Here is a 17,893-nt window from a genome sequence, read left to right as displayed (position 1 = left end):
CTTATTTATTCATAATAAAAAAGTATTCACGATAATACTTCAGTTCCGCAATCGAATCACGAATGTCATCCATCGCTAAGTGTGAAGCATTCTTTTTCAAGCCACTCATAATTTCTGGACGCCAGCGTTTAGCCAACTCTTTTACCGAAGACACGTCTAAATTACGGTAGTGGAAATATTGTTCCATTTCAGGCATTAAACGGTGTAAAAAACGGCGGTCTTGGCAGATTGAATTGCCACACATCGGTGAGCTTTTTGGATTGACCCATTTCTTTAGAAATTCTAAAGTCTGCTGCTCCGCATCTTGCGCAGTCAATTTACTGCGACGTACACGTTCAATTAAGCCGGATTGACCATGTTGGCGGGTGTTCCACTCATCCATTGCATTCAGCACACGGTCTGGCTGATGTACAGCAAGCACAGGCCCTTCAGCTAAAATATTTAAGTTATCATCCGTTACAATTGTAGCAACTTCAATAATTTGGTCATTATCAGTATCGAGACCTGTCATTTCAAGGTCAATCCAAATCAAACGCGTATCAGCGGTGCTGCTCATAAATGTGCAATCTTATTCGGCTTAAAAACGATGATAGTAGCAAATTAATTGCTTCGATGCTGTAACTGATACCCTGCTTCGTGCTATTTTTGCCATCTTGAATTCATGGTTTTTTAGGATATGAATGGCTTTAATTCGTAAACGTCGTTTAACTGAACAGCAACAACGCCGCATTCAGAAACAACAGCAAACACGTCAAGAAGATATCGACACTTCAAATGATTTAGAAGGCTTGGTGGTACAACACTACGGCCGTCAGCTTGAAGTGCAAGCCCTTACGACTCCGGACCCACATCCCATCAAACCGACAGTACAAGCAGGCGAACCTGAACCGTTTTGGAAACCGATTGAACTCGGCAGCATTTGGCGCTGTCACACACGAACCAACCTCGAACTACTGGTCACAGGTGATCGTGTCAAATGGCAAGCCGACCCAAATACGGGGCTCGGTATCATCAATGCGATACAGCCACGTCAGTCACTACTGACTCGTCCAGACCGTTATCATAAAGTAAAACCTGTCGCTGCCAATATCAGCCTGATTGTGATTGTGTTTGCGCCACTGCCTGAGCCTGCACCAGGTCTAATTGACCGTTATTTGGTGGCCTGTGCCGATGCCAATATTCCAGCACTTTTGGTGCTGAATAAAACCGATTTGCTCAAAGACAATGACCCGATTTTAGCGTTGATTGCAGAATATCAAGCCTTAGGCTATGAAGTGATGCAAACACAAGCCGATGGTGATTTAACCGCACTGACTCAGCGTTTAAAAAATGAAACCGTGGCTTTTGTTGGCCAGTCTGGTGTTGGTAAAAGCACTTTAATTAATGCCATAGTGCCTGACGCTGCACAAAAAACCAATGTGATTTCTGAAAACTCAGCCTTAGGACAGCACACCACGACCTCTACCCGTTTGATTGGCTTTGGCGAAGGCGCCTCGCTGATTGACTCACCGGGAATTCGTGAGTTTGGTTTATGGCACTTAGATGCGGACAAAGTGCAACGCGGCTTTCCTGAAATTGAAAACTTGCTGGGCTACTGTCAGTTCCGTAACTGCACCCATAAACATGAAAAACAATGCGCTTTACGCTTAGCTGCGGCAAATGGTGAAATTTTAACGCGCCGTTTAGACAGCTATTTACGTCTGATTGATGAAATTGCTGAAGCTCAGCAAAAAAATTAATTTTTATTCAACCTTAGCCCTTGAAGCGGTGATTTTGATCACCATATTTTATGAGCTATACTCTCTAGCAATTTTTGAATTGTAATTTAGGTGACTTGTGGAACGTTGGTTCGAGTTTATGGGGAATCACCCCTTCTTATTTGGAACACTTGCGGTATTGGTTGTTTTGTTTTTCGTACTTGAAGGACAACGCAATGGTCGCAAAATTTCACCACAATCTTTAGGTATTTTAGTGAAAGCTAAAAATGCCATGTTGATTGACTTACGTGATGCCAAAGATTTCCGTGAAGGTCATATCAGTGGAAGTCGCAACATTCCCTACAGCCAAATTACAAAACATGCTGAAGAGTTAAAAGCTGCAGATCGCCCACTCGTGTTCATCTGTAACTTAGGCCAAGTGGCAGGTACCGCTTTACAACAAGTTGCACATACTGACAGCTATCGTTTAGATGGCGGGATTAGCAACTGGAAGGCTCAAGGCTTACCACTGGTTAAAGCTAAATAATTTGCACAAGGAGAAACTCATGGCTCAAGTCACTATTTACTCAACGACTGTATGTCCATATTGCGTTCGCGCAAAGCAGCTCCTTGAGCGTAAAGGCGTTGAATATAAAGAAATTAATTTATCTAAAGAAGCGCCAGAAGTCCGCATTGAATTGATGCAACGCACCAATCACCGTACGGTTCCACAAATTTTTATTGATGACCAATTTATTGGTGGTTTTGATCAGCTTTATGCTTTAGAGCGTGAAGGCAAACTCGACCAACTATTGGCATAATTAGCTCAGCATATTAAGGATTAGAAAATGAGTGAAGCTCAACCACAACTTGCTTTAGAACGTATTTACACAAAAGATATTTCTTTTGAAGTCCCTGGGGCGCAAGTTTTTACCAAAGAATGGCAACCAGAGTTGAACATCAACTTATCATCTTCTGCTGAAAAAGTTGATCCAACTCACTACGAAGTTTCACTTAAAGTGGTTGTACAAGCAAACAATGCAGGCGACACGGCGTTTATTGTCGATGTTACTCAAGCGGGTATTTTCCTTGTAGATGGTGTTGAAGAAGAACGTCTTCCGTACATCTTAGGTGCATATTGCCCAAACATCTTGTTCCCGTTCCTTCGTGAAGCGGTGAATGATATGGTGACTAAAGGCAGTTTCCCACAATTGTTACTTACACCAATTAACTTTGATGCTGAGTTCGAAGCAAATATGCAGCGTGCTCAAGCAGCCGCTGTTGAAGGTCAAGCTTAAAACTTTAAGCTCTTCATACATAAAAAAGACCGCTTTTGCGGTCTTTTTTATTGTACTGAATTATTTAAATGCTTTATGACCTTGCTGCTTAATAGCCTCAAACTTGGCTGAACTTTGTTTAGCTTCTGCAAGTTTCCCAGCATGTACCAAATGCTGAGCATGTTCAATTTCTTCGGTTAATGCATCAAACTTTTGTTCATATTGTTTCACTTTAACACTGTCTTTTGGTTGTTTCACCAAAGTGTCAGGTTTGTTTTGCTTGGCAGTTGCCGCAGCTTTTTGCATTTCAGTTAATGCGGTATTCGCCTCTGCGGCAGTCTTGGCTTGAGCAAAAGCTTTTGAGTTTTTCGCCAAAGATTTCATCGCACTTTCTAGCACTTCCGACGCTTGTGCAAGTCCTGCCAAACATAAACCACTGCTCAACAGCACAACCTTTAATAATGTTTTCATTCTTATTCCTATGAGTTTGCAAAAAAAATGCAGCCTAAGGCTGCATTGAATATCGCAAAAATTAAGACTGATGTAAATTAAAAATCATCATCACTTTCAGGGTCTCGATGTAAAGCATCATGAATCGCCTCAACCAACTGCAAAGCAATTTCTTGTTTCGACGCTTTTTCCAAATCGCGCTTGTCCATTTTATAGCTTTCTGCAAAAAAGACCGTCATCGCATTTTCATCAGAAGCAAAACCAATATCAGGACGTGACACATCATTACAGGCAATCATATCGAGCTTTTTCGCGACCAATTTACCTGCGGCATATTCCTCGACATTACGTGTTTCTGCTGCGAAACCCACCATGAACGGGCGTTTATCTTGCTGTGCAATGGTCGCCACAATATCAGGGTTTTTGATTAAAGAAACATTGAGCTCGTCCCCTGCTTTCTTAATCTTATGTTCTGCAACTTCTGCAACACGATAGTCCGCAACAGCGGCAGTCGCGATAAACACATCACAGCCTTCATCTAACATTTGCATACTGGTATCCAGCATTTTCATGGCAGATGAAACATTGATTCGGCGTACACCGTTCGGTGTGTCTAAGCTGACAGGACCTGCAATTAAAGTTACTTTGGCTCCTGCCGCATAACAGGCAGCAGCAATGGCAAAGCCCATTTTTCCGGTACTGTGGTTGGAAATATAACGCACAGGATCAATTGCTTCACGCGTTGGCCCAGCAGTAATGGTGACTTTTTTACCCGCCAACATCCCAAATTTTTCAGCCATGGCACGCTGCACTTTATGGAAGTATTCTGTCACTTGATGTGCCAAATCCTCAGGCTCAGGCATACGGCCTAAACCGACATCACCACAAGCTTGCGCACCCGCATCTGGCATGATCACATGCATGCCATCTTCCACCAAAGTCGCTAAATTACGCTGTGTCGCTTTTGCTGCCCACATTTGTTGGTTCATGGCTGGTGCGACCCATACAGGGGCTTTGGTGGCTAAATATAAAGTAGAAAGTAAGTCATCAGCTAAACCCGCAGCAAACTTTGCAATGGTGTTGCAACTGGCAGGCGCAACCAAAAGCAGGTCTGCCCAGCGTGCCAGCTCAATATGCCCCATGCCCGCTTCGGCTTCAGGGTCGAGAAGTTCTGTATGTACGGGGTTGCCCGACAAAGCTTGAAAAGTTAGCGGCGTAATAAAAGCCTGCGCACCTTCGGTCATCACCACACGGACTTGAAAACCCGCATCTTTTAAACGGCGAACCAAAATGGCACTTTTATAGGCAGCAATACCGCCCGTAACAGCTAAAAGGATATTTTTATTTGGAATTACACTGAGATCAAAGCTCACGAACAGGCTACCTTTCTGTTGCAGTGGCGCTCACAATAGCATTAAATAGTCTCGTACCCAATCATCGATTGGGCCCTGTTTCTCGGATTAAGAATAAAAAAGTATAAAATAATGCACTTATCCATAAAAAAATGGCCTGAACAAGAACGGCCTCGTGAACGCTTATTACAACAAGGGCCAGCCAGCCTATCCGATGCAGAACTGCTGGCTATTTTCATCCGCTCGGGTTCAACACAACATTCTGCAGTCGAATTGGCACGTCTTTTGTTGCAACATTTTGGTAGTCTGAATGCGGTTTTCGATGCTGAACTGCCCGAGCTCAGCCAGTTTCACGGCATTGGCCCGACCAAGTATTCACAATTAATGGCCGTCAAAGAATTGGGGCGACGTTACGGCAGCCAGCAGCTCAAGCAACACAAGTTGGAACTCAATCATTCAGCTCAACTGCTCAAGTTTTTACAGTATGAATTTTCTGGCGAAAACCAAGAAGTCTTTGCGGTGCTCTGCTTAGATGCACATTTAAGAAAAATAAACTTTAAAAAATTGTTTTTTGGCGCAGTCAATTCTTGTGAAATATCGATCAATCAATTGCTACGTTACTGTATTGCTCAACACGCTACATTCATGGTGCTTGCCCATAACCATCCGCTTGGAAAAGCTCAACCCTCCACGGCGGACATTGAACTGACTGAGCGCATTCTTCAAGCCACTCAGCTCGTGGATATTCAACTGATTGATCATTTCATTTTATCACCCGAAGGTGCTTTTTCTTTTGCTGAACACGGTCTGATCCAATCCGTTTAAATATGCAGACAAATGATTGACAAATACGACGACAAATATGAAGATCAAGCAAAATTTTAAAAGAATTCTAATCACATGATTGTGCGTGATCAGCCCAGTATTTTTAAGGTGCTTTTTTCATGGCGTGGCACCATTCTTCCCAAAGTTTTACCGCCTTTGGGTGTGGTCATGTTGGTCTCTGCCATTATTGGCATTTTGTCCTATGTCGGCTATTTCCACTTCCCTGAACTGCCTTTGGTCGGCTTCACCCTCATTGGGGTGGTACTTTCTATTTTCCTCGGCTTTAAAAATAGTGCCTGCTATGACCGTTGGTGGGAAGCGCGAAAGTTATGGGGCATTTTAATTGCCAACTCACGTCACTTTGACCGCGACTGTCGTATCTTGACTCAAGGTCGTCGTGAACGTGTGATTCAACATGTGATTGTCTTTGCCAATGTCTTACGTGACCGTTTACGCCATCAAACAGCCAATCCAACAGAACTGGTGGAAACCAGTGGCTTAAGTCAAAATGCACTGACTCAGCTGTATCAACAAGCCAATGCCCCGCAGTACACGCTCAGCTTAATTCAGTGGGAGTTGATGCAGGCATTAAAAGAAGGTGAAATTAGTGACATTGTGTATGCGCAGCTAAATCAGCACGTTGCTGACTTGAGTGTGGTGCAAACCGGTTGTGACCGTATTGCGACAACACCACTACCTTTTGCCTACTCGGTATTACTCAATCGTACGGTGTATTTTTTCTGTCTCATTTTACCGTTTAGCTTAGGCTCAACCTTAGGTATTTTCACCCCGCTATTGGTTGGTGTGTTGGCCTATACCTTCTTAGGACTCGATGCTTTGAGCTCGGAAATTGAAGAACCTTTCGGAACGCAAAGTAATGACTTGCCGCTGGACTCGATGGTACGCACCATCGAAATTGAACTGCTTGGGACTTTAGGTAAACCGACCCCTCCACCCATTCAAGCACAAGACAATAACTTACTCTAATCAAGCGCACACTGACCTTCTCTTAGGCTATATAGCTCTTGGAGAAGGTAGGAATGGTCAAAAATCTTTAGACAAAACTTTCCCAAATCCCCACTTGCCCGTCTTTAACTCTGGGAATATTGCCCAACTTAATCCACGGCATATTGTCACCATGAAAGTCACTCCCGACCGATACTTTTAAACCATGCTCGGCAATAATCCGATCCACCATTTGACGGGTAGATGTCGGTTCGACATTGGGCGGCAATTCAACCGCATCCCCACCAAACTGCGCAAATATTTCAATCAGATAACGAATGTTCGTAGCAGATAAGTCATAACGTGTCGGATGCGCCAATACTGCAAAACCACCACTGGCATGAATCACTTGAATGGTTTCTTCTAAACCCAGCCCATCAAATTTCACGTAGGCTTTCTTGCCTTCCTTAATATATTTATCAAACGCTTGTTGCGCACGACTCACATACTTTTTTTCAACCAAGGTCTTGGCAATATGGGTTCGAGTCACACGGTCAGGAATCTGTTCAACTTTCGCTAAAACATCGAGATAAATATCTTCACCAATCAATGGAATCAACAAATCACAGATTTGTTTAGCGCGTCGCGCACGGATTTGTTTTTGCTGTTCAAGGCATTTTTGCAGTGGTTCTAAGTCTTGCATATTCAATGCAACCACATGCACACCATAGTTTTTCTGGGTTGAGGGTCTCGACCACTGACTCGAAATTTCTACCCCCGAAATAATACGCATCGCATGCGACTTTGCAGCCAACTCTGCCAACGCAAGACCATCCATGGTGTCATGGTCTGTCAAAGCCAAGGTGTGGATGCCTTTTTCCGCGGCAGCATCAACCAATTGCTTCGGTGTGAAAGTACCATCAGAAATATTGCTGTGAGTATGTAAATCTACGCCTTCCATCACTTATACTAGCTATTTATTTGAACAGATTTAGATACTCTAACATGAAAGCACTTTTAGACTTTGTGCCGCTGATAATTTTCTTTTATTTATATAAAACTGTAGATCCTAAAAATACTGATCACCCATTGCTCCAATTGATTGGTTCTGCTGGGGGTGTCGATAATAATAATATTCTTGTAGCGACCACAGGTTTGATCATTTCGATGCTGGTGGTTTACGGCGCACTGTTCTTCATGCAAAAGTTCCGTTTAGACAAACAACAGTGGATTGTGTTGTTTATGACGGTTATTTTCGGCGGTGTCACCTTAATGCTGTCGGATGACTTTTACATCAAACTTAAAGCGGCCTTGCTGAACATTATTTTCTCAGGTGCTTTCTTACTTTCTCCTTATTTTGGCAAAGAACGCAAACCGCTGATCAAACGCTTGTTCGGCCCAATCTTTAATTTAACCGACGCAGGTTGGAAAAATTTAAACTTTGCGTGGGCTGCTATGTTTGCCCTCATGTCTTTTTTACACGTATTTTTCGCATTTTTATTTATGGACGGAAAATATTGGGGAGAATTCACGGCTTTTGGTGACATGATCGTGATGTTTTCCTTTATCATTATTCAGTTTATTGTATTGCGTAAATACTTTAAATCTTCTGAAGAGTAATTTAGCCAGAACATACATCGAGAACTCTTATGCCGCTATTCGTCGTCACATGTACCGATCAAGAGGGTACAGTCGAAAAACGTCTTGCTACACGTCCAGAACATCTTGCTCGTTTACAAAAACTTAATGATGAAGGTCGTTTAATTGTTGCAGGAGCGATGCCGAAAGATCCAAGCAATCCACAAGCAGGCTTTTACGGCAGTACAATCATTGTTGACTTTGACTCACGTGAAGCACTCGATGTCTGGTTACAGGAAGAGCCATTCTTAAAAGCAGGGGTTTATCGTCAGATTGATGTTAAACCATTTAATAAAGCATTCCCTCAAGGATAAGGTCATGCGCGTTGTTGTCACAAGCTTATTGGGCTTATCTCTTCTTTCTTCTATGGCGTGGGCCGTTGAAACCGCTCCTGCCCCGAGTGTAGCCTCTGCTGTACCAGCAACGACTGCCGCACCTGTTCTGGTGCAAGGCAGTACGACTCAACCGAAAATCATTCCTGCGGTGGCCACAGTTAGCCCTACAGGTCAACCGCAAGAAGCCAAACCACTCACCGCTGAACAACTTGCCAAAAACAAAGCATTGCAAGATGCCAAAGTCAAAGCATTGGTCAAAGACCAAGCTTCACGTCTTGCACAATTGGAAAAAGCCAACCTTGATGCTTTGGCGCAAAACCAAGAGCTACAACTCAAAAATGATAGCCTCGGTGTACAAGTACAAGTCTTACAAAGCGAACGCAGTGCACAAATGTTCCTCTACGGCGCAGCGACCATCGCTGTTGGTGTATTACTGGGTTTCTTAATTGCCAGTTACGTTTACACCAAACGTCGTCGTCAGTGGTAAGCTAAGCCCTATTGAAAACAATAGGGTGCTGTGGTTGTGTCGCGTGCAATTCAAACTGCCGATTTAGAGTGGCAACAGATTGATGGCATAGATGTGCCGGTCTCAAAACAATTTGGCGATGTCTATTTTTCCAAAGACAATGGTCTACTCGAAACTCGCCATGTGTTTTTAAATGGCAATGATTTACCTGAGCGTCTGTCCAATCTTCAGCCCTTTGAATATTTTAGTGTTGGTGAAACAGGCTTTGGCACAGGGCTCAACATCTTGGCGCTTTGGCAACTTTGGCAACAGGTGCGCCCAAATAACCACAGCCACCTTCATGCCATTTCAGTTGAAAAATTTCCGCTGTCTAAAACGGATCTAATACGTGCACTCAATGTCTGGCCTGAACTCAAACCTATCGCCAATCAACTGATTGCACAGTACCCGCACCCAATTGCGGGTTGTCATCGCCTGAGCTTCCCTGAGGAACGTTTTAGCCTTGATCTTTGGTTAGGCGATGCCCACGATGTTTTCCCCAGTATGGCAAAAACCAGTAGCGTTAACGCATGGTTCCTCGATGGTTTTGCACCTGCCTGTAACCCAGACATATGGGAAGAGCAAGTACTGAATCACATCGTTCGCTTATCTGGTATTGGAACGACATTTTCTTCATTTAGTGTCGCAGGCGTACTCAAACGTGGTTTAACACAGCATGGTATTTCTATTTCACGTCCGCGCGGCTATAAGCATAAACGCGAAATGCTCAAAGCCATTTGGTTACCTGCTGAGCCTGAAAATACATCAGACGCTGTAGATACCAAATCAGTATTGAATCAAAATCGACCTGATCAAGTACCACACGCTTTTAAGCAACGCCAAATTGCTATCATTGGCGCAGGGATTGCAGGTTTAACTAGTGCATGGGCCTTTGCTGAGCGCGGGCATCAAGTCACGCTCTACGACCAATCTGAGCCACTTGCAGGAGGTTCAGGCAATCCGCTGGCCTTACTCAACCCCAAACTTTGTCCAATTGAACAAAGTCATGAACATCTAATGACCTTGGCTTGGCAACATGCTTTACAGCACTATCCCAAATTTCAGGCTTTTCGCCCCATTCAAGTACATCAACTGGCGCTGAAAAAAGCCGAAGACTTACTCGATCTCGAACAGCAATATCCTGCGGATCTTTTGACAGCCGAAACAGCTGCTGATTGTACGTTAATCACTGAATATCCAAGTCTGAATCTAACTGAAGCCGGCGCTGTCTCACCACATCAACTCAGAGATCAAATCTTAGCGCATCTGCTCATTCAGTTCGTACAAGCCAACATTACTCAAATCCATCCAGAGCACAATGAACTTTTCAATGCACAAGCCCAATCTCTAGGTCAGTTTGATCATGTGATTGTCTGTTGTGCACGCCACACGGCTGCTTTCTTTGAGCAGTACCCTGTGCTGAAACCCATTCGCGGACAAGTCAGTTGGGTGGAGAATACTGCGCAACCTTTAGCCCTCAATCAAGCTTATAGCTATGGCGGCTATTGTATGCAGCTTGATGCTCAACAGTTCATTTTAGGTGCATCCTTCCATCCCAATCGGGACGACAGCGATGTTTTGCTTGAAGACCATGTGCATAACTACGAGCTTATCCACAGTGTCTTTCCACATTATGCACAATCACTTCCTGATGTGAGGACTTGGCAAGGCCGTGCATCTGTTCGCGCGCAAAGTTTGGACTATTTTCCAGTCCTTGGAAAAATGTCTGAACAGACTGAAATTTATAGCTTTGCGGGCTTGGGCTCTAAAGGCTTTTTGTTTGCCCCTTTATGTAGTGAAATTTTAGCAGCGCAGATACTGAAAGAGGCCTGTCCCGTTCCTGAGTCACTGTTACAGAAGCTCAGTCCGACCCGATTCCATAAAAAGCTCAAAGCCAAAAAGCCTTATTTTAAAGCGCAGTCTTAATTCTGCTTATGACTCAAGTGCAGCGTATGGCGTTATAGAGAAAAAAATCACATTTCCAAGACATTAAAAAAGCGCCTTACGGCGCTTTTTTTGCTTCTGCTTAATTACTTTGTTCTAAGGCTAAACCAGCATCACGAGCAGCACGGGTACCACCCATTAAAATCACATACTCACGCGCACTGTCAAAACCTTCGAGTAACTCTGCAGCACGTGGCGCTTTACTACCGCCACCACATAAAATGTAAATCGGTTGATCCGTCGACACTTGAGTAAGGCTCTGTGCTGAAAGTTCTGTGATTGGCTGATTAATCGCCCCTTTCACGTGTGCTTCAGCATAAGCACTTGAATCGCGTACATCCCAGATGATCGCATCCTCTGGGAACTCAAATGTTGTAATTTCTTGTTTACGGATCATTGCGCACTCCTTTGATGTAAACAACACTTGGCAAATGAAGAAAACATCCCTAGCATCTCAGATATTCTTTCCATTTGTAAAGGTTTAATCCATGCCATCTTTTGATATTGTTTCAGAATTAGAAATTTTTGAAGTAAATCATGCCGTTCAGAACACCCAAAAGGAAATCGCAACCCGTTTCGACTTCCGTGGTCAGGACGTTTCAATTGAACTCAATGAAAAAAACAAAGAAATCAAAATTTCAACTGAAAGTGATTTCCAGTGTGAACAAGTGTACACCATGTTAGAGAACCATTTCTTTAAGCGTAAAGTCGATATTCAAGCGCTTGATCCACAAAAAATGACTGCTTCAGGTAAAAATGTACTTCAAGTGGTGAAATTAAAAGACGGACTTGACTCAGATACCGCAAAAAAAATTAACAAGGCCATTAAAGAAAGCGGCATTAAAGTGCAATCTTCAATTCAAGGCGACAAAATTCGTGTGACTGATAAAAAGCGCGATACATTACAACAAGTAATGACGTTTTTAAAAGAACAACAATTTGGTCTGCCTTTACAGTTCAATAACTTTAAAGACTAATACTCTTGTTTGATCATTTGAGGTAACTATGCAAAAGTCCAATCGCTTATCAAAACTTGTAAAAACCACGTCACGCTTGCCGAAAGCGTTGCGTACGCGATTATGGAGTCAAGCTTTTGGTCGCATAGTTCCGATGGTCGGCAGTGCCAATATTCGTTATTTGCAAGTCAGCCCAAGTGAAGTCGTGGTCAAAATCGAAAATCACCGTGCCATGCAAAACCATATTGGTCAACTGCATGCCTGTGCCATGGCCTTGATTGCTGAAACGGCAACTGGTTTTGTAACAGGGATGAATGTGCCTGACCATTGCATCGTTCTGATTAAAAGCATGCACGTTGACTTTAAACGCCCAAGTAAAGGTGCCATGACAGCGACAGCCACCTTAACACCAGAACAGCAGCAGCTGATGCAAACCACCGCTAAAGGTGAAACTTTAGTTTCTGTGACAGTGATGGATGAATCGGGTGAAGCACCTGTTCAATGTGAAATGTTATGGGCGTGGCTCGACAAAGCATCATTAAAAAAGTAAAAATGTAAATATAACTTACTGTTTGGTAAGTATAAAATTTACAACAATACGCTAAAGCTGCGACTAAAACTTACTATATCTTTGTTTCGACTCAGCTCAAAATCATGCTACATAACATGAATATTTGAGCTGACTTGATGAAAAAAAGACTAATTTTAGCGATTGCCCTATTTTCTTTAGGGCTGGTGGCCTGCCAACAGCACAATCCCGCCAATGAATCTGTTTCAACAATGCCGAGTCACCATTCTGCCTCTGCCCTGACCGAACAAAATAAAAAACTTGTAGTGGACTTTTATGAAGGAGTTTTTAGCAAACATCAGGTTCAAACCTATTCTGACCGCTATATTGGTACACAATACATTCAACATAATCCCTATGTTGCAGACGGAAAAGCACCTTTTGTAAACTACTTCACCCAGTATTTTAAAGAACATCCAGATGCAAAAAATACCATCAAACGTGTCGTGGCCGAAGGTGATTTGGTGGTGCTCCATGTACATTCCACTCAAAATACACAAGATCGTGGTGAAGCCGTTGTCGATATTTTCCGCGTCGAACAAGGCAAAATTGTAGAACACTGGGATGTGATACAAACTATTCCCGCGGGAGTCCGCCAACCGCAATACCATGTTTTAATCCATCGGACTGTGTGGAATAACAATAAAAAAGCCAGTGATTACACTGGCTTTTTTGCAGACCGACTCAAACCTTAGTTGGATTGGCTCGCAAGAAACTTTTCTTTAACATCCGCTGGAATCTGACGTTTATTGCCTTTGACATCAACAGCAACAAAGGTAAATACACCTTCAGTCACACGTACAGGCGGACGTGAACTGTCATGACTATCCCACACTTCAATTTCCATCTGAATAGACGTATTGCCCACTTTTAACAGTTTGGTATAACAACTGATGACATCGCCAACTTTCACTGGGACTAAGAACGTCATCTGATTAATTGAAATCGTTGCACAGCGTCCCTTACTAAAACGCTCTGCGTGAATTGCACCCGCCAAATCCATTTGTGACACAATCCAACCACCAAAAACATCTCCACTCCAGTTGGTATCGGCTGGCATTGCAATTGTCTGAAGAGACAACATCCCTTCTGGTTTCACATGAATCTCTGACACGTTGACTCCAATTTTCGTTATGACTGGGCTTGCAACTGTTGATCTAACCATTGTTGCAATTGTGGCGCACGGAGCGCACCGCTTATTCTAGCAATTTCAGTAGTTTTATTCATTAAAACTAAGGTTGGAATACTACGTACGTTAAACGCACTGCTCAAGCGCGGAGATTCTTCGGTATTAATTTTAGCAAAAATAACCTGCGGATTTTGCTTGGCCACTTCAGCAAAGTGCGGAGCCATCATTTTACATGGACCACACCACTCTGCCCATAAATCAATAAACACAGGTAAATCGCTATGGCTAATGAACTGGCTAAAATTCTGCTCATTCAATTCAATCGGTGCCGCAGGTAAAAGCGCTGCGTGGCATTGACCACAGCTCGGATTAGCACTTAATTTCTCTTCAGGCACACGATTCTTGGCCAAACAAGTAGGACAGACGATAATCATTTAGTTGACTCCAATATGTTGATGTAAGAATTCTAATTGGGTCGAAATGGCTTTTTCAAACCAACTGGCATGATAAATATCAAAATGCTGCATTTCCCACTCATGATATTGAACAAAAGGGGCAATATTGGTGGCTGCTTCACGACTGGATTCGATCGGAATTAAACTATCATGCTTGGCAGCAATGAAAAGTACAGGAATATTAATTTGTCTGACATTTTGAATGGGACGATAACGAATTAGATTAAAAAAGAGTCGGGCAGGTATCTCTCCACTCCAATAATAATCAGGATTAATAATCGAACGATAACCCAAATACGCATCTTGCGTCGGCAAAAAACATAACTCACGTGGATCAACCACAGGTAAAGTAGTCGGGGACATCCCTACTTTTCCCCCCATATAATCTTGGCTGGATAGTTTTAAGGCTTTGGGGAACTGTTGCAAAGGATATAACTTAGCACTTGCTGCCCCATCTACAAAAGGCACTTGCGCCATCACGGCCTGTACATTCTTGAACTCTGCTGCGATATCGAGCACATAACCGCCACTGAGCGCGGTCCCCCACAGCACGATCCGTCGACTATCAATCGACTTACGTTCTTTGAGGTGGTTAATCATAGTCCGCCAGTCTTCCAGCTGTTTCTTAATCGAGACCAATTCTCGTGGACGTCCAGTACTACCGCCCCAATAACGGTAGTCAAATAACACGACTGCATAACCCGCTTGTGCAAAACGCTGCGCAAATTGGATCAGTTTGAATTGGCGCAGCCCAGCCAAACCATGGGCCATCAGAATCACTGCTGGCTTTTCTTCAGTTTTCGGACGATAGAAATCCGCAGCAATGACCTCTTGGCCACTTTTGACATATAGCGGTTCAACGGTATAGGCGTGCATACCTGCTCCATTGCGTTATTTTATGGTTGTAATCGCTTATAAATATTTCAACAGCATAGGCTGAGCTTTCAGCTTAATGCTATCATAAAGCATATCTCGATTAGTTTAATTTTGGAGTGACAGCATGAGCGAAAATGTAGGCTTTGCAGGTCAAATTGGCCCAGAACATTTGGTTCAAGTGGTTGAAAAAGGGTTTAAATCTGTGATCAATAACCGCCCAGATATGGAAGGTGGCCCAGAACAACCAACCAGCGCTCAAATTGAAGAAGCAGCACGTATTGCAGGCCTCGATTATGTCTATCAACCTGTGGTTGCAGGGCAAATCACAGAAATGGATGTACGCACTTTTGCCAATCATTTCAATGAGCTACCAAAACCTGTTTTAATGTTCTGCCGTACTGGTAATCGCTCAAACAACTTATACCAACTGGCGAAACAAATGGACCTGTTAGATGACTAAACGGTTGTTTAAAAGTGTCATCTGCACTGCTCTGATTTTAACAAGCAGTGCATTATGGGCGGCAACGAATAACCTGAGTCAAGCACTCAGCCCACAGCTCAGTATTTCAGGGGAAATGACCCAAGACAAGTTTCAACAGTTGATAAAACAAGGTTTTAAGTCGGTCATTGTCAACCGACCAGATCAAGAACAAGGTAATACCGTTCACGTTGATCAACTGCGTAATATTGCGGAACAGTCCAAAGTCAGCGTAATTTACCAACCGGTTACCAGCAGTAAAATTTCTGAAACAGACGTGGTCGAATTTGCTAAATATTATAATGAATTGCCCAAGCCTATTTTAATGGTCTGTAAGAGTGGTGCTCGCTCTAGTCTGCTGTTCAATCAGGCAAAACAACGAGGATTACTCCATGAATAAACTGTTGCTACTTTTACTCTGCTGTACCTTAATGACAGCATGTAGTTCAATGAATGTACGTCCTACTGTTGGGGTAAGCGTTGGTACTGGCTTATAAGTCAAATGAAAGTAAAGACGGCATCTAGTGCCGTTTTTTTACAAAATATAATCATCTACAGCCCTGAATATGTTAACTATAGAGTATGTCTCGCTTAGATAAACGTTTACTTATGTATGATCTGATTATTATTGGGGCTGGAACTGCGGGTATCGCAGCCTACCAACAAGCCGTGAAGTCCACACAAAATCTATTAATCATTAATGATGGGCCATGGGACACTACTTGTGCACGTGTCGGCTGCATGCCGTCAAAAGTGCTGATTTCTACAGCAAATCGCATGCATGATATTCAACATGCGGATCGTGTCGGATTGCAAGTAGAGTCAAAAATAGACCGCAGTCAGGTCATGCAACACGTACAAAAACTCCGTGATCGCTTTACTCATAGCACCCTTAAAACCGTAGAGAGCTGGCCTGAGTCTCATAAAATTCGGGGTCGTGCTCGCTTTGTCGATGCAAAAACGGTCGAAGTTAATGGGCAACTCTACCAAGCCAAAAGCTTTATTTTAGCTGTAGGCTCCACACCTAGCTTTGACCCAGCATGGAAGAATGAACTTGGTGATCGACTCATCACCTCCGATCAAATCTTTGAACTCAATGCTTTACCCAAATCTTTAGCGGTGATTGGGAGCGGAGTCATCGCGATTGAACTTGCGCAAGCCATGCAACGACTTGGCGTCAATACCACAGTCTTTGCACGTAGTCGTAAAGTCGGCGTTCTGACCAGCCCGAAATTGCAGCAGTTGGCACAAACAGAAATTAGCACTGAACTTGAGATCAAGTTCGAAGTTTTACCCACTAAAATTAAGTATATAAACGATCAAGTTGAAATTAGTTTTATTGAAAATGGTCAGCCTAAAACACTCAACGTCGATTATTTATTGGTTGCTACAGGACGCAGCAGTCTTTTAAATACCCTTAAACTCGAAAATATCGACACCTCATTCACAGACTTAAAACATTTACCTGTTGATCCTGAGACCAAACAACTCGCCGACTATCCGATTTTTATCATTGGCGATGCACATACTGATACTCCATTACAACATGAAGCCTCACACGAAGGTAAAGTTTTGGTCAAAAATGCATTGAACTTCCCCACTATAGAACCAGTCAAAACTTTAACACCTTTAGGCATCGTGTTTAGTAGCCCAGAAATGGCAATGGTTGGACAAAACTTTCAGCAACTACAAAGTGCACCTATCGATTTTGTCATCGGCGAAGTATCTTATGCTAAACAAGGGCGTGCATTAGTTCTGGGTAAAAACCATGGGGCCATTGACGTGTATGTGGATAAAAGCAGTCGAAAACTACTTGGTGCTGAATTACTCACAGAATCTACTGAACATTTGGCCCATTTACTGGCATGGATGATTTCAGAACAACTGACCGTCGATGAAATTTTGGAAAAACCGTTTTATCACCCAACCCTTGAAGAAGGTTTAAGAACGGCATTAAAACATGCACGTCGACAGCTAGATACGATACCTAAACTGCGAAATTCATGATGCATGTTCTTTTAATAAGATTTTCTGTGTGCAATTAAATGATTTCATCAAATAATATATAAAAGCCAGCAAATGCTGGCTTTTTACTATTTAGGCCCTTATAGATAGCTTATTTCCAGCTCTTTTCATCTGATTACTTCTTCTTATTTTTCCCTCTTAATAATTCTTTATTTATATTATTTACCATTTCCTTGCATAAAAAAATCCCCCTCTGCGATTAGCGGAGGGGGATTTGAATTAATGAGCTGGCGATGACTTACTCTCACATGGATAACTCCACACTACCATCAGCGCTAAGAGGTTTCACTTCTGAGTTCGGGAAGGGATCAGGTGGTTCACTCTTGCTATTGTCGCCAGCACAACTGTTTATGACTATTCGTTGGGTCTTATTTACACATTGTGTATGCCTAACTTTCATCAAATGAGTTATTAACAGGTATATTTGAGTTGGATATT

At 42.9% G+C, this 17,893-nt stretch carries 23 protein-coding genes, 1 rRNA gene and 1 pseudogene; 16 read left to right on the top strand and 9 right to left on the bottom strand.

The window, feature by feature from the left end:
* Position 1: 1 nt before the first annotated feature.
* Positions 2 to 556, bottom strand: coding sequence for an oligoribonuclease (gene orn, locus F946_RS13660; RefSeq protein WP_004697635.1), 555 nt, complete (start codon positions 554 to 556; stop codon positions 2 to 4).
* Positions 557 to 680: 124 nt separating this feature from the next.
* Between orn and rsgA the strand changes: the two genes are divergently transcribed.
* The 4 genes from rsgA (at position 681) to secB (ending at position 2,995) form a co-directional block, all read left to right on the top strand.
* Entirely contained in the window at positions 681 to 1,739 is a 1,059-nt protein-coding gene (gene rsgA, locus F946_RS13655) for a ribosome small subunit-dependent GTPase A (protein WP_004983468.1), read from the top strand.
* Positions 1,740 to 1,836: 97 nt separating this feature from the next.
* Positions 1,837 to 2,244, top strand: a complete 408-nt coding sequence (locus F946_RS13650; RefSeq protein WP_004697633.1) for a rhodanese-like domain-containing protein — start codon at positions 1,837 to 1,839, stop codon at positions 2,242 to 2,244.
* Between the two features lie 19 nt (positions 2,245 to 2,263).
* Positions 2,264 to 2,518, top strand: a complete 255-nt coding sequence (grxC, locus tag F946_RS13645; protein WP_004697632.1) for a glutaredoxin 3 — start codon at positions 2,264 to 2,266, stop codon at positions 2,516 to 2,518.
* Positions 2,519 to 2,545: 27 nt separating this feature from the next.
* Positions 2,546 to 2,995, top strand: coding sequence for a protein-export chaperone SecB (gene secB / locus F946_RS13640; protein WP_004697631.1), 450 nt, complete (start codon positions 2,546 to 2,548; stop codon positions 2,993 to 2,995).
* Positions 2,996 to 3,055: 60 nt separating this feature from the next.
* On the opposite strand, the gene F946_RS13635 is transcribed toward secB, so the two are convergent.
* Both F946_RS13635 and coaBC read right to left on the bottom strand, forming a co-directional pair.
* Entirely contained in the window at positions 3,056 to 3,445 is a 390-nt protein-coding gene (locus tag F946_RS13635; RefSeq protein WP_004983466.1) for a cytochrome b562, read from the bottom strand.
* Positions 3,446 to 3,522: 77 nt separating this feature from the next.
* On the bottom strand, positions 3,523 to 4,797 hold the full coding sequence (coaBC, locus tag F946_RS13630; RefSeq protein WP_004983463.1) for a bifunctional phosphopantothenoylcysteine decarboxylase/phosphopantothenate--cysteine ligase CoaBC: 1,275 nt from the start codon (positions 4,795 to 4,797) through the stop codon (positions 3,523 to 3,525).
* A 111-nt stretch (positions 4,798 to 4,908) separates the two neighbouring features.
* Here coaBC and radC point away from each other — a divergent pair, with 111 nt between their 5' ends.
* Both radC and F946_RS13620 read left to right on the top strand, forming a co-directional pair.
* Positions 4,909 to 5,601, top strand: a complete 693-nt coding sequence (gene radC / locus F946_RS13625; RefSeq protein WP_004983461.1) for a RadC family protein — start codon at positions 4,909 to 4,911, stop codon at positions 5,599 to 5,601.
* 75 nt (positions 5,602 to 5,676) lie between these two features.
* The gene (locus F946_RS13620; protein ID WP_004983451.1) at positions 5,677 to 6,588 is read left to right on the top strand and encodes a bestrophin family protein; all 912 of its coding nucleotides are present in this window, start codon (positions 5,677 to 5,679) and stop codon (positions 6,586 to 6,588) included.
* A gap of 67 nt (positions 6,589 to 6,655) precedes the next feature.
* Here F946_RS13620 and F946_RS13615 read toward each other — a convergent pair whose 3' ends face one another.
* Positions 6,656 to 7,507, bottom strand: coding sequence for a PHP domain-containing protein (locus tag F946_RS13615; protein ID WP_004983448.1), 852 nt, complete (start codon positions 7,505 to 7,507; stop codon positions 6,656 to 6,658).
* 44 nt (positions 7,508 to 7,551) lie between these two features.
* Here F946_RS13615 and F946_RS13610 point away from each other — a divergent pair, with 44 nt between their 5' ends.
* From F946_RS13610 to mnmC, 4 genes are read left to right on the top strand one after another with little or no spacing between them, the layout of a single operon-like run.
* Positions 7,552 to 8,166, top strand: coding sequence for an inner membrane-spanning protein YciB (locus F946_RS13610; protein WP_004983445.1), 615 nt, complete (start codon positions 7,552 to 7,554; stop codon positions 8,164 to 8,166).
* 29 nt (positions 8,167 to 8,195) lie between these two features.
* Positions 8,196 to 8,498, top strand: a complete 303-nt coding sequence (locus tag F946_RS13605) for a YciI family protein (protein ID WP_004697623.1) — start codon at positions 8,196 to 8,198, stop codon at positions 8,496 to 8,498.
* 4 nt (positions 8,499 to 8,502) lie between these two features.
* Positions 8,503 to 9,006: an SH3 domain-containing protein gene (locus tag F946_RS13600; protein WP_004983442.1), complete on the top strand. Its 504-nt coding sequence runs from the start codon at positions 8,503 to 8,505 to the stop codon at positions 9,004 to 9,006.
* A 30-nt stretch (positions 9,007 to 9,036) separates the two neighbouring features.
* The gene (gene mnmC, locus F946_RS13595) at positions 9,037 to 10,950 is read left to right on the top strand and encodes a bifunctional tRNA (5-methylaminomethyl-2-thiouridine)(34)-methyltransferase MnmC2/FAD-dependent 5-carboxymethylaminomethyl-2-thiouridine(34) oxidoreductase MnmC1 (protein ID WP_004983440.1); all 1,914 of its coding nucleotides are present in this window, start codon (positions 9,037 to 9,039) and stop codon (positions 10,948 to 10,950) included.
* 100 nt (positions 10,951 to 11,050) lie between these two features.
* Here the strand turns inward: mnmC and F946_RS13590 are convergent, their stop codons facing one another.
* Entirely contained in the window at positions 11,051 to 11,365 is a 315-nt protein-coding gene (locus F946_RS13590) for a rhodanese-like domain-containing protein (RefSeq protein WP_004983438.1), read from the bottom strand.
* A gap of 91 nt (positions 11,366 to 11,456) precedes the next feature.
* Here F946_RS13590 and F946_RS13585 point away from each other — a divergent pair, with 91 nt between their 5' ends.
* The 3 genes and pseudogenes from F946_RS13585 (at position 11,457) to F946_RS13575 (ending at position 13,110) form a co-directional block, all read left to right on the top strand.
* The gene (locus F946_RS13585; protein ID WP_004697619.1) at positions 11,457 to 11,945 is read left to right on the top strand and encodes a YajQ family cyclic di-GMP-binding protein; all 489 of its coding nucleotides are present in this window, start codon (positions 11,457 to 11,459) and stop codon (positions 11,943 to 11,945) included.
* A 28-nt stretch (positions 11,946 to 11,973) separates the two neighbouring features.
* Positions 11,974 to 12,474 (top strand): DUF4442 domain-containing protein, encoded by a 501-nt coding sequence (locus tag F946_RS13580; RefSeq protein ID WP_004983432.1) that lies wholly within the window; start codon positions 11,974 to 11,976, stop codon positions 12,472 to 12,474.
* A gap of 137 nt (positions 12,475 to 12,611) precedes the next feature.
* A pseudogene (locus tag F946_RS13575) lies at positions 12,612 to 13,110 on the top strand (nuclear transport factor 2 family protein).
* Positions 13,111 to 13,183: 73 nt separating this feature from the next.
* Here the strand turns inward: F946_RS13575 and F946_RS13570 are convergent.
* The 3 genes from F946_RS13570 to F946_RS13560 are packed head-to-tail and all read right to left on the bottom strand — an operon-like array spanning position 13,184 to position 14,952.
* Positions 13,184 to 13,606 carry an acyl-CoA thioesterase gene (locus F946_RS13570; RefSeq protein ID WP_004697616.1) on the bottom strand — a complete coding sequence of 141 codons (423 nt, stop codon included), beginning with the start codon at positions 13,604 to 13,606 and terminating at the stop codon, positions 13,184 to 13,186.
* Positions 13,607 to 13,623: 17 nt separating this feature from the next.
* Positions 13,624 to 14,055 carry a thioredoxin TrxC gene (gene trxC / locus F946_RS13565; protein ID WP_004697614.1) on the bottom strand — a complete coding sequence of 144 codons (432 nt, stop codon included), beginning with the start codon at positions 14,053 to 14,055 and terminating at the stop codon, positions 13,624 to 13,626.
* Entirely contained in the window at positions 14,056 to 14,952 is an 897-nt protein-coding gene (locus tag F946_RS13560) for an alpha/beta hydrolase (protein WP_004983429.1), read from the bottom strand. It lies immediately after the preceding gene.
* A 124-nt stretch (positions 14,953 to 15,076) separates the two neighbouring features.
* Between F946_RS13560 and F946_RS13555 the strand changes: the two genes are divergently transcribed.
* The 3 genes from F946_RS13555 (at position 15,077) to F946_RS13545 (ending at position 17,437) form a co-directional block, all read left to right on the top strand.
* Positions 15,077 to 15,412, top strand: a complete 336-nt coding sequence (locus F946_RS13555) for a protein tyrosine phosphatase family protein (RefSeq protein ID WP_004983428.1) — start codon at positions 15,077 to 15,079, stop codon at positions 15,410 to 15,412.
* Positions 15,405 to 15,830: a protein tyrosine phosphatase family protein gene (locus tag F946_RS13550; protein WP_004983427.1), complete on the top strand. Its 426-nt coding sequence runs from the start codon at positions 15,405 to 15,407 to the stop codon at positions 15,828 to 15,830. Before F946_RS13555 ends, F946_RS13550 begins: the two co-directional genes overlap by 8 nt.
* 209 nt (positions 15,831 to 16,039) lie before the next feature.
* A complete protein-coding gene (locus F946_RS13545; RefSeq protein ID WP_035327142.1) occupies positions 16,040 to 17,437 on the top strand; it encodes a dihydrolipoyl dehydrogenase in 1,398 nt (465 codons plus the stop codon).
* 243 nt (positions 17,438 to 17,680) lie between these two features.
* Here the strand turns inward: F946_RS13545 and rrf are convergent.
* Positions 17,681 to 17,795 (bottom strand): 5S ribosomal RNA (gene rrf, locus F946_RS13540).
* Positions 17,796 to 17,893: the final 98 nt, after the last annotated feature.

Source organism: Acinetobacter johnsonii ANC 3681, assembly GCF_000368805.1.
GTDB lineage: Bacteria > Pseudomonadota > Gammaproteobacteria > Pseudomonadales > Moraxellaceae > Acinetobacter > Acinetobacter johnsonii.
Note: the sequence above shows the minus strand (reverse complement) of the source record. Positions and strands in the feature narration are given on the sequence as shown.